This window comes from Haloarcula sp. H-hyl2 (assembly GCF_056934385.1).
In genome coordinates this window covers 569,469-584,169 of record NZ_JBRIIJ010000001.1, presented here as the reverse complement: position 1 = coordinate 584,169, position 14,701 = coordinate 569,469, and the positions used below count along the sequence as shown (strand labels likewise).

Below are 14,701 nucleotides of genomic sequence, written 5' to 3'. Positions count from 1 at the left end.
AGGAACAATTATCAATAAACAAAAACATTCATGCCGACAGTTACCGAACGTCTAGGTGTAGAGCCATGTACGACACTATCCTCTTCCCGACGGACGGCAGCGAGGGCGCGGAGGCAGCGCTCGCACACGCTCGCGACCACGCCGAACGGTACGGCGCCGACGTCCACGTCCTGTACGTGGCAGACACCGCATTCGAGCGGGCCGGTATGATCGGCGAGGACCCAGTGGGGACATCCTCAGGGATGCGCGGCGAGGACCATCCCGGAGAGCCGTCAGGGCTTGTCGCCGAGGAGGCCGACACACTGGACAGGCTCGAAGCCGAAGGGCAGGCGATCGTCGAGAACGTCGCGTCGGCGTTCGGCGACGACGTCTCGGTCACGACAGCGGTCCGGCGGGCCGAACCCCACGAGGGGATCGTCGAGTACGCCGACGAGGTGGGCGCGGACCTGCTGGTGATGGGCACCCACGGCCGGACGGGGCTGGACCGCTATCTGCTCGGGAGCGTCACCGAGAAGGTGGTCCGCATCGCCGATATCCCGGTACTGACGGTCAGACTCGACGAGACGTACAGTAACAATTGAAACGACGTACACACCGATCGCACCATCGTCGTGCGATCGGGTGTGCACTGATTTTCAATGGCTACGATAGTCACCAGGGGTCGCCACTGGCCAGGTCGACGTCACTGTCGCCCTGCTCGGACGGACAGATATCCGCCAGCACGCACGCCCCACAGTCGGCGCTGCGAGCACCACAGACCGCCCGCCCGTGGTCGATCAGCAGGTGGGTGAACTGCTGCCAGTCGTCCTCCGGAACGACGTCGAGCAGGTCCTGTTCGATGGCTTCGGGCCGTTCCTCCTCGGTCAGTCCCAGACGGCGAGCGATGCGCTGGACGTGCGTGTCGACGACGATCCCCTCGACGATGTCGTGGCCGTGCTGGAGGACGACGTTGGCCGTCTTGCGCCCCACGCCGGGCAGGTCGGTCAGTGCCGACATGGTGTCGGGGACCTCCCCGTCGTGTTCGGCGACGATCTGTTCGCCGATCCCTTTGAGGTAGCCTCCCTTGTTGTTGTGGAACGTGATCCCGTAGATGTCCTCTGCGAGTTCCTCCTCGCTAGCCGCTGCGTAGTCGGCCGCCGTCTGGTACGTCTCGAAGAGGTCTTCGGTCACCTCGTTGACGCGCTCGTCGGTACACTGCGCCGAGAGCACGACTGCGACCAGCAGTTCGAGACGGTTCGAGTAGTTGAGCGAGATTGTCGAATCGGGATACTCCGCGGAGAGGCGGTCGACGACTTCCTCGGCCTGTGCCTGCCGGCTCGATAGCGCTGTCCCCATACACCCTCTCCAGGGCCGGCCCGCCTTTGGCGTGTCGCTCCCGCTGTCGGCCCGGCCGATCCGAGGCAACGTCCCACACACCGGGAGAACGCTCTTCCGACAGTCCGTCGTCCCCTCGATTATGCCCGGTCCCACCTTCCTCGAAGGCGAGCAGGTATCGCTGGCGACCGTCGAAGAGGAGGACGCCCCGTTCCTCCACGAGACCGTCAACGACCCGGCGGTCCGTGAGGGCCTCTCGTTCGTCCGACCACAGAGTGAGGCGACGGAACGGGAGTGGATCGAATCCGTCACCGGACAGGAGACCGACGACGTCCACTTCCTGATCTGTGTCGATGACGACCCGGTCGGCGTCGTCGGGCTGAACGACGTCAACCCCACCACTGGCAACGGGGAACTCGGCTACTACCTGACGCCCGACGCCTGGGGCAACGGCTACGCCACAGACGCTGCACGGACCACCGTCGACCACGCCTTCTCGGAGTTGCGCCTCCACCGTGTCTACGCTCGGGCCTTCGACGACAACGAACCGTCCCAGCGTGTCTTAGAGAAGGTCGGCTTCGAACACGAGGGCGTCATGCGGGACCACTGGTTCCGCCACGGCGAGCACGAGGACGTCCACGTCTACGGCCTGCTCGCCAGTGAGTGGGAGTGATCACAGCGCGGCGACGGCGTCCAGTAGCGGGTCGACGTCGGGGACCTCACCCACCCCGTCGTCGGCCCACGCGAACCGGACCCGACAGCGGGCGTCGACGAGGAACGCCGCCCGTCGCGTGGTCCCGTCGGGCCGCTGGACGCCGAACTGCGCGTCGATCCCGGCGTGGTCGACCAGCAGCGGGAACGGGAGGTCGAGGTCGTCCGCGAACGACCGATGCTCCTCCATCTCGCCCGGCGCGACGCCGAAGACCGCGATGCCGTCGGTCAGTGACCCCCAGTCGGTATCACGGAGCGCTGCCAGATAGCGCCGGCAGCGCGGGGCGAAATCCTCGGTGTAGAACGCCACTACGACCGGCGCCTGGCTGGCCGCAGCGGAGAGCCGATAGGCGCCAGTCTGTCCGCCAGCGGTCCCCTGGAGATCGAAATCCGGTGCCGGGCTGCCAGCGTCGAGCATATAGCCGACGAGGGCTCCCGACGAGAAGAACCTGGCCGTCGATGGTCGGCGCTGTCGCTACGCGGTCACAGCAAGCGGGGAGAATCAGATGTCGATAGTCGCCGTCACAGATCAGTCGGCCACGACCTCGCGGCCGGCCGTCTCGTCTTCCGGTGCGGGCGTCGCCATCTTGTAGGCCGCGTAGACGCCCAGGACGGCGATGCCGGCCAGGACGAGCCCGGTCCGGATCGTCGGGTCGATCATGGGGGTCGCGATCACTTCGCCCGCTTCGTTGGTCAGTGGTGCGGCCCCGTAGGGTTTGCCAGCGAGGGTCTCGACGAGTCCCAGGCCGACCACGCCCAGCAGCATCAGTCCGCCGCTCAGTGCCATTGCCGCCTTGTCGATGATGTCAGTCATTTGTATTCACCTTGGTTGTGGAGTGTGGTTGTGGTGTGTTCGTGGTGTTGGTCAGCCGAGCAGGTACTTCAGCCGGGGGCGCTGTTGGACGAAGTCCATCTTCTCGATGATGGCGTCCAGGCCGTAGTAGCGCCCGGTCGCCAGGACGATCATGGTCATGAACAGCAGCAGGCCCATGAAGTCGCTGTTGACCAGGCCGTGGCCGAAGCCGGCGTTGCCCACCCAGAACAGGGTCATGAAGATGACCCCGCCGAAGGAGGCCAGTCGGACGAGGATGCCAGCCATCAGTGCCAGCCCGATCAGCGTCTCGAACAGCGGCACGCCGGGCTTGATCAACCACGCAAGGTTGTTCCCCATCCAGACCGGGATTGGGCCCAGCGCCGTCCCGGTCATCTGCTGCATGTAGGCCGCCCCGTACCCGAAGTTCAGGCCGTCCTCGATCAGTTTCGTCACGCCGGCGTGGAAGAACCACCAGCCGGTCAGCACCCGCAGGGTCGCGAGCCAGTACGCCGTCCAGGGTCTATCGAACTCCAGCTCGAATTCGTCGGCCAGGGGGTTCGCTGCTTGGTAGGACATCGGTGTTACCTCACATATGGACATCTGGACGGAGGGAGCATATAAACAGACGGACGTTCCCAGCGACTGAAAACGGTTCTGACGGGCTGAGAATGAGGAATTCTGTAGTTTCGATCGTAACCCCGTGTTCGGGCGGGCCTTTTTCCGCGTTCTCCAGCCGCGCCACCCACTCACAGACGACCGTGAACTTCAACACCGGCAGTCGGCTAACTCCGGGCAATGACCCTGCAACTCGACGGTGCCCACACGACGGCACACGTCATGGTAGACGACGAGTCGCTCGTCGAGGAGGGGTGTCTCGACCAGATCAAGACACTCATCGACCATCCTGCGTTCACCGAGCCGGTCCGGGTGATGCCCGACACCCACTGGGGCGCCGGCGCGCCCATCGGCTTCACGATGCCACTGGCAGACCGCGTCGTCCCGAACATCGTCGGCGTCGACGTCGGCTGTGGGATGTGCGCGACGAACCTCGGGCCGGAGCTCCCCCTCGAAGACGCCGAGCGAGAGCGCCGCGTCCGCGAGGCAGTTCCGATGGGTCGGTCGGTTCACGACTACGACGACGCCGTCCACTTCGTCGAGGAGTTCCCGTTCGACCGGGCCAACGACGTCTTCGAGCAGTTCGACGAGGCCTTCGCCGAGCGGTTCGGCGAGCACATCGACCCGATCGAATTCGACTTCGACGGCTACGACGGCGACTACTTCGAGGGCCTGTGTGACCGCGTGCTCGCAGCCCAGCGCCAGGGGATGGACCACGTCATCAAGAGCGCCGGGACGCTGGGCGGCGGGAACCACTTCGTCGAGTTCGCTCGTGCGCGCGAGTCCGGCGACTACTGGCTCGTCATCCACAGTGGATCGCGCTACCTCGGGAAGTCCGTCGCCGAGTACTGGCAGTCGACGGCGACGGACCGCCGGACCATCGGTGCCATCCGCGACGAGATTCCCGACGAGTACACGCAGTTCCTGAAGTTCGACCCCGACACCGTCGAGTCGCGTGACCTCTACGAGTGGGTCACTGGCGGCAAGGGCGAGTCCTACCTGGAGAAAGACCGCCTCCGGCGTGAACTCGACGGGAAAGAGATCGAGGCCGCCTTCGACAAGCTCGGCCAGCTCCAGGACGCGGTCCACAGCACCGACAGCGACCGCAACACGGACCTCGACTGGCTCGAAGGCCGCGAGGCCCACGGCTACTACGTCGACATGCTGTTCGCCCAGCAGTACGCCCGCTGGAACCGCGAACTGATGAGCGACGCCATCTGTGACGCCATCGGCGTGGAACCGGTCGAGCGCTTCCAGTCGATCCACAACTACATCGACTTCCGGGACCTGACGATCCGGAAGGGGGCGACGCCCGCCCGCGAGGGCCAGCGCCTGGTCATCCCGTTCAACATGGCCGAAGGGTCGGTCATCGCTCGCGGGAAGGGCAACGACGACTACCACCAGACCGCCCCCCACGGCGCCGGCCGCGTGATGAGCCGGACCCACGCCCACGACGTCGTCGACATGGACGAGTTCGCCGCGGCGATGGACGGCATCTACTCCGAGTCCGTCGTCGAGGCGGTCCGGGACGAGGCGCCGATGGCCTACAAGGACGTCAGCGCCATCCAGTCGGCCATCGAGCCGACCGCCGAGATCGTCGAGTGGCTCGACGTCGTCCACAACCTCAAAGCCACCGCCTGATCGGGGCACAAGCCATATCCGGGGGCCACACCTCTGTCCGGTCGATGGCGTTCCGACGGTTCCTGCGCGGGACGGTTCCCTGGGACCAACTGGTCGGCGTGACCCAGGCGGTGATGGACCGCTACGACGAGCCGTCGGCACGCGTCGAGTTCCTGGAGGCCGACAACTGGCTCTCGACGCCGCTGGTGATCAACAATCACTGGTTCGTGAAGGTGATCACCCAGCAGAACTCGCTGGTCCACGCGCTCCTGACCACCGGCCGGAACCTCGGGGCCTTCTCCTCGGGGACGGAGGGCTTCTTCGAGCATTTCGGGACCCCCTACGAGATGGCCGAGCACGAACTGGCCGCGACAGAGCGGATGCGCGAACTGGGCATCAACGCCCCCGAACCCGTCGAGGCCTTCGAGTACGAGGGGATGGGCGTCGTGGTACTGGAGTACCTGGCGGAGTTCGAGACGTTCGACGACCTGACGGCCGGAACCGTCGAAGCCCACGCACCGACGGTGTTCGAGTTCCTCCACCTGATGCACGAGGACGGCCTCGCACACGGCGACTTCCGCTGTGAGAACGTCCTGCTGGCCGACGACGAGGTGTACTTCATCGACGCGACGAGTGTCCGCGCGGACGCCATCGCCGACGCGCGGGCCTACGACCTGGCCTGTGCGCTGGGCGCGCTGGAGCCGATCATCGGCGCCGACGTTGCCGTCAGGGCAGCCGCGGAGTACTACGAGACGAACGAACTGCTCGCCGCCGAGGAGTTCCTGGATTTCGTCAACATCCGTCCGGACCACGACTTCGACGCCGGCGACATCAGGGGTGCCGTCGACAAACTGGCCAGCGGCGGCCCGGCGGGCTGATCAGTCCGGACCGGGCCGGCCGCGCGCGGTGACGGCGATGCCGGCGAGGACGACGGCGCCGCCGGCGAGCGTCGCCACACTGGGGACCTCCGCGAGCAACAGCAGCGCGAGCAGGGCGCTGCCCATCGGTTCGCCCAGCAGCGAGACGCTCACCAGGCTGGAATCGACGTGTTCCAGCGCCCAGTTGAGGACGGTGTGCCCGAAGACGCCCGGGCCGACCGCCATGGCGAGGAAGAGCCACCACTCGCGGGCGGGGTAGCCGGTGACGGCGTGGCCGCTGCTCACGACGAGGACCAGCAGACAGGCGGCGGCGACGCCGTAGACGACGGTCACGTACGGGAGCAGCGGGAGGCGCTGTCGTATCGAGCGCCCGGCGAGCAGATAGGCCGCCGTCATCAGGCCACCCAGCGCGGCGAGGCCGTTCCCGTAGAGCGGGGCGGGGCCGACACCCCCACCCAGCAGGTCCCCGACCGACATCACCAGCATCCCGACGACGGCCACCAGCACGCCGACGGCCGTCCGCGGACTGACGCGCTCGTCGAGAAGCAGCCACGCCCCCAGCGCGACGAACAGCGGGTGGGACTGGACGAGCGTCACCGACGCGGCGACGCTGGTCCAGGAGAGACTCTCAAACCACGCGGCGAAGTGGACCGCCAGCGCGACGCCGGTCAAGCCGGCCGCGAGCAGGTCACGTCCTGACAGGTCCGACAGCCGCGCCGCGTGTCTCCCCAGCGCGACCGGCGCGACCAGTGCCGTCGTGAACAGGACGCGGTAGAACGCCGCGACCAGCGGGGGCGCGTCGCTCCAGCGGACGAGGATCGCACTCGTACTGACGGCGAGCACCGCGACCACGAGTCCGACCCGCGGGTCGAATCGGCGTTCGAACACAGACGCCCCGAGGGAGTACCGGGACAAGAAGCTAGAGGGTTCCGACGGGCTACTCGGCGTCGGCGGGCGTATCGAAGTCGTGGAAATGTTCGCCCTCCTCCTTCGAGAGGATGTCCAGCGCCGCCGCACCGCCGTCGCCGGCCGAGATGATGGCCTGCCACTCCTGGTCGCGGACCATCGCGCCGGTCGCGTAGACGTCGTCGACGCTCGTGGCCATCGAGACATCCACCTCGACGACGTCGTCGTCGAACGCACAACCCAGCGACTCCGCGAGCGAGCGGTCCGTCCCGGTCGCGAGCACGAGATAGGTTGTGGCGACCGTCTCGCCGTCGACCGTCGCCTCGAACCCGTCGTCGGTCTGCTCGACTGCTGTCACTTCGCCGTCCCGGAGGTCGGCACCGAAGCCGGCGACCTGGTCGCGGGCGTCGGCGTGGAACGCGTCGCCATCCTTCGATTCGATCCCGAGGTAGTTGAACAGGTGGGCCTTGTGCAACCACGTGTCGTCGGTGTCGTAGACCACCGTGTCGAGACCGTTCTTCGACGTGAACAGTGCAGCACTGAGGCCGGCGGGACCACCACCGACGACGAGTACGTCCGGCATACACGGATACGAAGGACTCACGCTGGAAAAGCGTGTGGCTGTGTGGAACGACTGCACACGCGCTTCGGTCCTGCCGGTCGCTACAACCGCCGTTTGTGTCAACTGAAGGCTTATTCCCGATCTGTGTGAGTCTGACGATATGGACCGACGACGGTTCCTCGCCTCCCTGGGCGGATCGCTCGCGGCGATCGCCGGCGGGACCGCCATCGCGAGCGGAACGAGAGCAGACATCGCAGCCGACGGACGCCTCCACCGGCCGGACGGCGAGCCAGCAGCGACGACGAAGACAGTCACCGACGACGCAGTCGAATACCTGGCCGAGTCGGATCGTGTCCGGGACGAACACGGGACCGAACCCTTCGACCAGTGGGCGAAGCGGGCAGCCATCGAACACGCCGCCGAGACGGTCCTCCCGATCGTCGACGACCGCCTCGAAGCAGACGACCCTGGACTGGGCCGTGGCATCCGGAGTCTCCTGTTCGGCCTCGTCGTGACCGTCGATCACACCGTCACCAGGAACAGAGACGGGACGGTCGTGAACGAACCGGACGTCCCGATGGAGCGTGTGCTCTCGGTCGCGCCGCGGACGATACGGGCGACCGTCGAGTTCGACGGTCGCTCGCTCGAACGGGCCGTCCCGGTCGCGGTCGGGCACAGCGAGGTCCAGTACCTCTAGTCTTCCAGCAGTTCCTTCGTCGTCCGGTGTCGGTACCGGAACATGGGCTCGAAGCCGACGACGCCCAGCGGACCCACCGCTCGACCCAGCGGGCCGCCGGGGAGTTCGTACTCGACCGAATCCTCGACGATAGTGGCGTCGGGGCCGTCGGCCACGAACCGGTGGGTGTGTTCCCAGTGGGGGAACGGCCCCTCCCGCATCACGTCGCGGAACATCGCCTCGCCGTCACCCGCCTCGCGGGCGACGATATCCGAGACCCAGCGCTGGCGCGGCCCGACGCCGAAGGGCTGGACGGAGGAGACCACGGTCGACCCGGCCTCCAGCACCTCGGGGTCGGGTTCGCCGTCCGGCCCGCGCGTCTCCTCGATGCGGAGGTGCATCCAGTCCGGCGTCAGTGCGACCAACCCGTCGCCCGAGGAGTGGAACTCCCAGACGCGTTCGAAGGGTGCCTTCACGCGGACCCGCCGGTCGTAGGTGTCCATACCGGCGGTTAGGAGGGAGCGAGGAAAACGCCGACGGTCCCGGCCGTCGACCTACGGCCAGATGCCGCCCTGTTCGGCGGCACTGACGACCCGCTTGATCGCCACGACGTACATCGCCGTCCGGAGGTTCGGTGCCTCGGTGTCCTCGTAGGTCTCGACCAGGTCCTCGAAGGCCTCGGTGATGACCCGTTCGAGTTCGTCGTTGACGCGCTGTTCGGTCCAGGAGAACCGCTGGCGGTTCTGGACCCACTCGAAGTACGAGACCGTCACGCCGCCGGCGTTCGCGAGAATGTCGGGGAAGACGTGGACGTCACGGTCGGTCAGGACGTCGTCTGCGTTCGGCGTCAGTGGGCCGTTGGCTGCCTCGACGATGATGTCGGCGCTGACCTCGCGAGCGATCTCCTGGGTGATCGCGTTCTCCAAGGCGGCCGGGACGAGCACGTCGACGTCCATCGTCAGTAACTCCTTGTTGGTCAGTTCCTCGGTCGCGCCCTCGAAGCCAGCCAGCGAACCGGTCTCTCCCTTGTGATCCTTGGCGGCACGTGTATCGAGGCCGTCGGGGTTGTAGACCGCTCCAGAGGAGTCCGAGACGGCGACGACGTTCGCACCGAGGTCCTCGATGAGTTTCGCAGCGACGGAGCCGGCGTTGCCGTACCCCTGGACGGCCACGGTCGCGCCCTCGATCTCCTTCCCCAGGTAGTCGAACGCCTCCCGCGTGGTGAGCATCACCGACCGGCCGGTGGCTTCGACCCGGCCGGCGCTCCCGCCAGAGTCGAGTGCCTTGCCGGTGATGACGCCCGGTTCGGTCGTGTTCTCCAGGGTCTCGTAGGTGTCCTTGATCCAGTTCATCTCCCGCTGGCCGGTGTTGACGTCCGGTGCGGGGATGTCGCGGTCGGCGCCGATGAACGGCCTGAGTTCCTTCGCGAACGACCGTGTGACCCGCTCCAGTTCGCTGTCGGAGTAGGCGTCGGGATCGATCTCGATCCCCCCTTTCCCGCCGCCGTAGGGGATGTTGACGGCAGCGCACTTGTAGACCATCCAGCCCGAGAGCGCCTTCACCTCGTCGCGGGTGACCTGTGGATGATAGCGGATCCCGCCTTTGTAGGGCCCCCGGTCGCCGTTGAACTGCGACCGGTACGCCCGGAACACCTCGATCGACCCGTCGTCCAGCTCGACAGAGAGGTTCGTCTCGAGTACCCGTTCCGGGTGTTTCAGCCGCTCGAGGACGTCCGTCGGATAGGGGAGATACTCGGCCGCGTCCTCGATCTGCTCTTGCAGACTCTCGAACGGGTTGACCTCGTTTGCCATGGCGAAAGTTGACAGAGAGACCGCAAAAGGGTACCGCCACCCATGGGCGGTGGTCCGGGTCCACGACCCGACCGGTTACCCGCCGAAGATGAGCGTCCCGTTGATGCAGACAGCGACGGCCCAGGGCAGCGCCACACCGAGTGGCACGACCACGCCGTCCGGTCCGGACAGCGCACGACGGGCCGCACCCGCGAGCGCGAGGACGGCTATCTTCACGACCACGAGGACGGCGATCCCGAACGTCTCGATAGCCAGCCGCATGAGCGGGTTCCCCTCGCGGAGGCCGGTCTCGAGACCGAGATGCGTGAGCCAGACGTCGACGACCAGCGTGACGACGACGACGAGCCACAGCACACGCTCGACATCCGCGAGTTCGTCCAGTACCGTCCGATACCACCCACCAGCGGTCCCTAGCCGGACCAGTCGGTCTCCTGAGTACACGGCGTCCCCCCGGGCCACCACCCCTGCTCGTGGCCCTATTGTCACGTCCTATCGGTGTGTAAAAAATCCACCGTTTCGGGCCGCTCAGAGGAACTGACCAGCTGCAGTACCGGCTACCACGAGGAGGAGGAAGACGGCCGCTCTGATCCGACGGTCGAGAGACTGCCCGACGAGGCGACCGACGAGTCGGCCCACCGGTGGGAGGATCACGATGCCCCCGAGCAGGAACAGGACCGTCCGGACGTCCGAGGCGACGGCGAAGGCGACGATGATGGTGACGTAGCCGACGAGATAGCTCACCCGGTCCGCGAGCGCCGTCCCGGTTCCGGAGTCCTCGGTCTCGGCCACCTGTGCCGCCTTCTGTTCGACGTAGTCGTCGAGTCGCTTCGCGGCGGCCTCGTTCTGTGGACTCCCACACCGGGGACAGAAGTTGACCGAACCGTTCAGCGAGAGTCCACACGCGTCACAGTCCGGCATACGTCCAGTACCGTGACGGCACGCGATTATGAACATTGTGATGGTGTCGGTCCGTGGCCGTCGATTATTGCTGCTGAGAATCCGTCCCACAGACATAAGCCGGCTGAGCGGTGATATACGGACCAGTACCAACCCCGATAGCTGTCTTACACCGATGATTCCGCGATCACCCTCTCCGACGGTCGACGGCCACCGGGTCCAGCGTGGTGCCCTCGAGAGCCTCGTGGTCGTGTTCGTCGTCGTCGTGGTCCTGAGCCTCCTCGTTCCACCTGTCGGCGCCCAGGCCAGCGACCAGCAGACCGGGAGCGACACGGTCGAGGGTCCGATCACGGCAGCGAACGAAACGACCGACACGGAGCAGGCCACAGACGCGACCGGCGAGACGGCACAAGCGGAGCCTCCGGGCGAAGAACCACGAGAGGACGAACCCACGGACGAAGAACCACGAGAGGGTGTCCCACCGGAGGAAGAGGAGCCAAGAGCCGACCGGGGAATGGCCCGCTTCGTCGACGAGAACGGGGACGTCAAGACGACGGTCAACACGAACGGGAGCAACACCGACGCACGGTTGCTGGTGTCGGCCCGGAGACCCTACACACCGATCGAAGTCAGTTCCGACCGGCTGACCGCACGGCAGTTGTTCCGCATCTTCGCCGGCCGTCCCGCGTCTACCGTCCCGAACGACGCTGTCCCCGGTGATCTGGGCGACGCGACCACGGTCAACGGGGTCGCGATGTACGCGAACCACGTCGAGGGATCGGACTCGAAGATCGTCATCGTCGACTCGACCACCTACAACGGCTCGACGGTCACCTTCGAGGAGACCAGCGCGGCCGACTACGTCTTCGAGTTCGCGGCGGTAAACCGACCGGACGGCTGGACGGGGACGGCGAACATCAGTGTCGTCGAGGAACCACACACGGCCTCGTTCGGCAAGCCCCTCTACGAGACGACCGCTGGCGACCTCGTGACCGTCACGGTCTCCTTCCAGAACACCGACGCGGGCTACGTGATGATCGGCGGCGACAAGCGGACCGGCGGGACCGGCCTCAGAAACTACCTCGATATCCTGTACGTCGAGAACGGTGCGACGTTCACGATCAACACCCGGCTCGTGGGAACCGACGTGCCGTCGTCGGCAGTCTACCGACCACAGAGCGGGACGGTAGTCAGCTACGCACACACCTACGGCCCCACGACCGATCCCGAGGCGACGGCGGAGTTCGACGACCTCTCCTTCGAGACCGTCGACGGCAAGCCGGTCGCCGACACCCTCGCGGCGTTCAAGCGCCACGTCGGCATCGGTCAGCTCCCACGACCGCTACGGCCAGCCCGCTATCGCCTCGTCGCTGGGACCGGTGACGACATCGTCGTCAGAAACGACGGGGTACCCGACTTCCGACACTCGCTGGCTCGCTCGAACCTCCGACTCGTCCAGCCCGGCATGGGCACCGCAGCGACCTACACTGGCCCGAGTGCCAACGCGGACAGGGTACAGGGCGAGAGCAGCCTCCCAGGCGGCGTCGTGGAGTCGTCGAACGTCACGCTGGGCGACCGTCTCGTCGTCGAGTTCGGCGGGAACGGGACGATGGGAGCGATGACCGACATCACCGGCGACCCACAGACGGCCGCAGCCGCGAACCTGACCAACTTACTGGCACTCCGGGACCGCCAGGAGGGAGTCAACCTCACGATCACCGAAGTCGACCCCGGTGTGAACGCCGAACCCAATCGAGTCGACTTCGAGACGGCAGCGCCACAGGACGTCGTGTTGCTCACCGAACCGGGTCCCGAGGGCAAGCGCCTGGAGACGTTCTATCTCGTCATCGACACACGCCACCGCCGCCCATTCGAGGGGAAGCCCGAACCGGGTGAGACCTATCGCGTCGAATTCACCTACGAACTCCCGGCCGGCGAGCAATACGAATTCCAGGAAACCGGCCCTGGCGAGCTGCCACCGGCGTTCGCACCGGCGAACGAACCGGCCGACGACGGGACCGAGCACTTCCCCTACGTCACCGAAGAGCGGACTGCGACGACGACGTTTACCTTCGAGAAACCACGGATCGAGTACGATCAGTTGAGCACGCAGGGCCGGCTCGTACTGGAGCCGACGGCGGGGGCGCGTCTCTCCGGAACGACGAACATGGCACCGGGAACGCCCTACTGGATCCACGTCGTCGCCGGCGAGCAAGAGCCGATCCGAACGATATCGACCACCCAGGGGACGGTCGGTGGAGACGGCAGCTTCGGAACGTCGGTCGACCTCTCGACACTCGAACCCGGTGAGACCATCGACGTGGAGTTCTACACCAGCAAACCGACCGCGCCAGATCAGGACCAGCGGTTCTTCGACGAACAGCGCGGCGTGGTCGTGGCGAACGGGTCGGCTCCGGCCGACTTCGAGATCACGAGCATGCCCGCGGAGACGAGTATCGGACAGGGCGAGTCCCTCTCGAACTTCTCGGCGACGATCCGCAACACTGGCAGCGTCGAGGGCCAGCAGAACGTCACACTGGCCATCGAGAACGAGACGGTCGCGTCCCAGGTGGAACTTCTGCGGACGAACGAGTCGGTGACCTACACCTACGACACTGTCTTCCCGAACCGAGACCCGGGGACGTACAACGTGACGCTGGCGACCGGGACCGACACACAGACCGGCGCGCTCACCGTCGAGGGCGCCGGGGAGGCGACACCGACCGCGACGCCAGCGCCGGTGGCGACCACGACGCCGACACCTGTCGGAACGGACGCGGGAGCACAGGCTCAGACACAGACATCGGCCACGTCGACGCCGGGAACCCCGACCAACAGCAGTGAGACGCCATCCGAGGACGCACAGGAGAGCGCGCTGCCGATTCCGCCGCTCGGAGCACAGCGAACGCGGGACGCGCTGGGTGCGACGGTGATCGTCGGCGGCGCCTACCTCGTCGACTACTTCCTCTAAAGTCGGGCTTCGAGCCTGTCGATCAGCGCCGCGTTGCCCAGGTACAGGGGCGTCCGCTCGTGGAGTTCGTCAGGGTTCGTCTCCAGTAGTGACCCCGAACCGTTCGAGGAGCGCCCGCCAGCCGTCTCGACGATGTAGGCCATCGGCTGGCCCTCGAACTGGAGGCGGAGTTTGCCCTCGGGGCGGGACTGCAGCGCCGGATACGAGAACATCCCACCGTAGGAGAGGACCTGGTTGATATCGGCGATCATCGCTCCGCCGTAGCGCAGTTTCAGCTCGCGGCGGATCTCCTCGGCGAAGGTCTCGAAGTCGTCGGTCCAGGAGTCGACGCCGCCTCCGAAGCCGAAGACGGTCGGGTCCGACGGGATGGTGACGTCGTCGTCGACCAGTCGGTAGTCGTCCGCCTCGACGATGTACTCACGGACGCGCCCGTTACGGGCGACCACCATCGAGGTCACGGGACCGTAGATGACGAACCCCGCTGCGAGCAGGTATTTGCCGTGGGTCGGCGGCCGCTCGCTGTAGACGCCGAAGATGGTCCCCATCCCGCTGTTGGGTTCGAGGTTCGAGGAGCCGTCCAGCGGGTCCATCGCCACGTGGAGGCGACCGTCGGCGGTCGCGATCTCGTCGCGCTCCTCGCTGGCGTAGCTGGCGATGCCGTCGATGCCCAGGATGCGCTGCTCGAACAGTTCGTCGGCCCTGACGTCCGCGGCCAGTTGCTCGTCGCCGCTGGGGTTGACGGTCCCGGCCTGCTCGCGGTGTGTCGCGATGGCCGTCCGGACCGCCGGGGCGGTCTCGGCGATAGTCTCGATGGTCTGATCGATGGTGCTGTCGGTCGCTGCGGTCGCGCTGTCGAGTGACTTGCTCATTGGTTCGAAAATCGGGGTGAACAGGGATCGCGATAGGTCGGTCGTCCAGGCGAGATG

At 66.4% G+C, this 14,701-nt stretch carries 17 protein-coding genes; 6 read left to right on the top strand and 11 right to left on the bottom strand.

The features are described from left to right. The first annotated feature begins 65 nt into the window (after nt 1-65). Nucleotides 66-581 carry a universal stress protein gene (locus Hhyl2_RS03080; RefSeq protein WP_483549259.1) on the top strand — a complete coding sequence of 172 codons (516 nt, stop codon included), beginning with the start codon at nt 66-68 and terminating at the stop codon, nt 579-581. 70 nt (nt 582-651) lie between these two features. On the opposite strand, the gene nth is transcribed toward Hhyl2_RS03080, so the two are convergent. Continuing rightward, complete coding sequence (nth, locus tag Hhyl2_RS03075) at nt 652-1,335, bottom strand: endonuclease III (RefSeq protein ID WP_483549258.1); 684 nt, start codon at nt 1,333-1,335, stop codon at nt 652-654. Between the two features lie 121 nt (nt 1,336-1,456). Here nth and Hhyl2_RS03070 point away from each other — a divergent pair, with 121 nt between their 5' ends. Then, the gene (locus Hhyl2_RS03070) at nt 1,457-1,987 is read left to right on the top strand and encodes a GNAT family N-acetyltransferase (RefSeq protein ID WP_483549257.1); all 531 of its coding nucleotides are present in this window, start codon (nt 1,457-1,459) and stop codon (nt 1,985-1,987) included. Here Hhyl2_RS03070 and Hhyl2_RS03065 read toward each other — a convergent pair whose 3' ends face one another. The 3 genes from Hhyl2_RS03065 to Hhyl2_RS03055 form a co-directional block, all read right to left on the bottom strand. Then, complete coding sequence (locus Hhyl2_RS03065) at nt 1,988-2,443, bottom strand: peroxiredoxin family protein (protein ID WP_483549256.1); 456 nt, start codon at nt 2,441-2,443, stop codon at nt 1,988-1,990. It lies immediately after the preceding gene. Between the two features lie 111 nt (nt 2,444-2,554). Beyond that, a complete protein-coding gene (locus Hhyl2_RS03060; protein WP_483549255.1) occupies nt 2,555-2,839 on the bottom strand; it encodes a hypothetical protein in 285 nt (94 codons plus the stop codon). A 51-nt stretch (nt 2,840-2,890) separates the two neighbouring features. Further along, nucleotides 2,891-3,415, bottom strand: a complete 525-nt coding sequence (locus tag Hhyl2_RS03055; RefSeq protein ID WP_483549254.1) for a DoxX family protein — start codon at nt 3,413-3,415, stop codon at nt 2,891-2,893. 219 nt (nt 3,416-3,634) lie between these two features. Between Hhyl2_RS03055 and Hhyl2_RS03050 the strand changes: the two genes are divergently transcribed. Next, nucleotides 3,635-5,095, top strand: a complete 1,461-nt coding sequence (locus Hhyl2_RS03050; RefSeq protein WP_483549253.1) for an RtcB family protein — start codon at nt 3,635-3,637, stop codon at nt 5,093-5,095. Nucleotides 5,096-5,139: 44 nt separating this feature from the next. Further along, nucleotides 5,140-5,952, top strand: a complete 813-nt coding sequence (locus Hhyl2_RS03045) for an RIO1 family regulatory kinase/ATPase domain-containing protein (RefSeq protein ID WP_483549252.1) — start codon at nt 5,140-5,142, stop codon at nt 5,950-5,952. On the opposite strand, the gene Hhyl2_RS03040 is transcribed toward Hhyl2_RS03045, so the two are convergent. Together Hhyl2_RS03040 and Hhyl2_RS03035 are read right to left on the bottom strand one after the other, a co-directional pair. Further along, nucleotides 5,953-6,840 (bottom strand): DMT family transporter, encoded by an 888-nt coding sequence (locus Hhyl2_RS03040; RefSeq protein ID WP_483549251.1) that lies wholly within the window; start codon nt 6,838-6,840, stop codon nt 5,953-5,955. Between the two features lie 49 nt (nt 6,841-6,889). Beyond that, nucleotides 6,890-7,441, bottom strand: coding sequence for an FAD-dependent oxidoreductase (locus Hhyl2_RS03035; protein WP_483549250.1), 552 nt, complete (start codon nt 7,439-7,441; stop codon nt 6,890-6,892). Between the two features lie 139 nt (nt 7,442-7,580). Between Hhyl2_RS03035 and Hhyl2_RS03030 the strand changes: the two genes are divergently transcribed. Then, nucleotides 7,581-8,117: a hypothetical protein gene (locus Hhyl2_RS03030; protein WP_483549249.1), complete on the top strand. Its 537-nt coding sequence runs from the start codon at nt 7,581-7,583 to the stop codon at nt 8,115-8,117. Here Hhyl2_RS03030 and Hhyl2_RS03025 read toward each other — a convergent pair. The 4 genes from Hhyl2_RS03025 to Hhyl2_RS03010 form a co-directional block, all read right to left on the bottom strand. Continuing rightward, on the bottom strand, nt 8,114-8,599 hold the full coding sequence (locus tag Hhyl2_RS03025; RefSeq protein WP_483549248.1) for an SRPBCC family protein: 486 nt from the start codon (nt 8,597-8,599) through the stop codon (nt 8,114-8,116). The two genes, Hhyl2_RS03030 and Hhyl2_RS03025, sit on opposite strands and share 4 nt — an antisense overlap. A gap of 51 nt (nt 8,600-8,650) precedes the next feature. After that, complete coding sequence (locus Hhyl2_RS03020; RefSeq protein ID WP_483549247.1) at nt 8,651-9,907, bottom strand: Glu/Leu/Phe/Val family dehydrogenase; 1,257 nt, start codon at nt 9,905-9,907, stop codon at nt 8,651-8,653. 75 nt (nt 9,908-9,982) lie between these two features. Then, complete coding sequence (locus tag Hhyl2_RS03015) at nt 9,983-10,348, bottom strand: DUF5658 family protein (RefSeq protein WP_483549246.1); 366 nt, start codon at nt 10,346-10,348, stop codon at nt 9,983-9,985. Nucleotides 10,349-10,432: 84 nt separating this feature from the next. After that, nucleotides 10,433-10,825, bottom strand: a complete 393-nt coding sequence (locus Hhyl2_RS03010; RefSeq protein ID WP_483549245.1) for a hypothetical protein — start codon at nt 10,823-10,825, stop codon at nt 10,433-10,435. A gap of 154 nt (nt 10,826-10,979) precedes the next feature. On the opposite strand from Hhyl2_RS03010, the gene Hhyl2_RS03005 reads away from it, so the two are divergent. Next, nucleotides 10,980-13,775, top strand: a complete 2,796-nt coding sequence (locus Hhyl2_RS03005; RefSeq protein WP_483549243.1) for a BGTF surface domain-containing protein — start codon at nt 10,980-10,982, stop codon at nt 13,773-13,775. On the opposite strand, the gene Hhyl2_RS03000 is transcribed toward Hhyl2_RS03005, so the two are convergent. Continuing rightward, a complete protein-coding gene (locus tag Hhyl2_RS03000) occupies nt 13,772-14,644 on the bottom strand; it encodes a class 1 fructose-bisphosphatase (RefSeq protein ID WP_483549242.1) in 873 nt (290 codons plus the stop codon). The genes Hhyl2_RS03005 and Hhyl2_RS03000 overlap by 4 nt on opposite strands. Between the last annotated feature and the right edge of the window lie 57 nt (nt 14,645-14,701).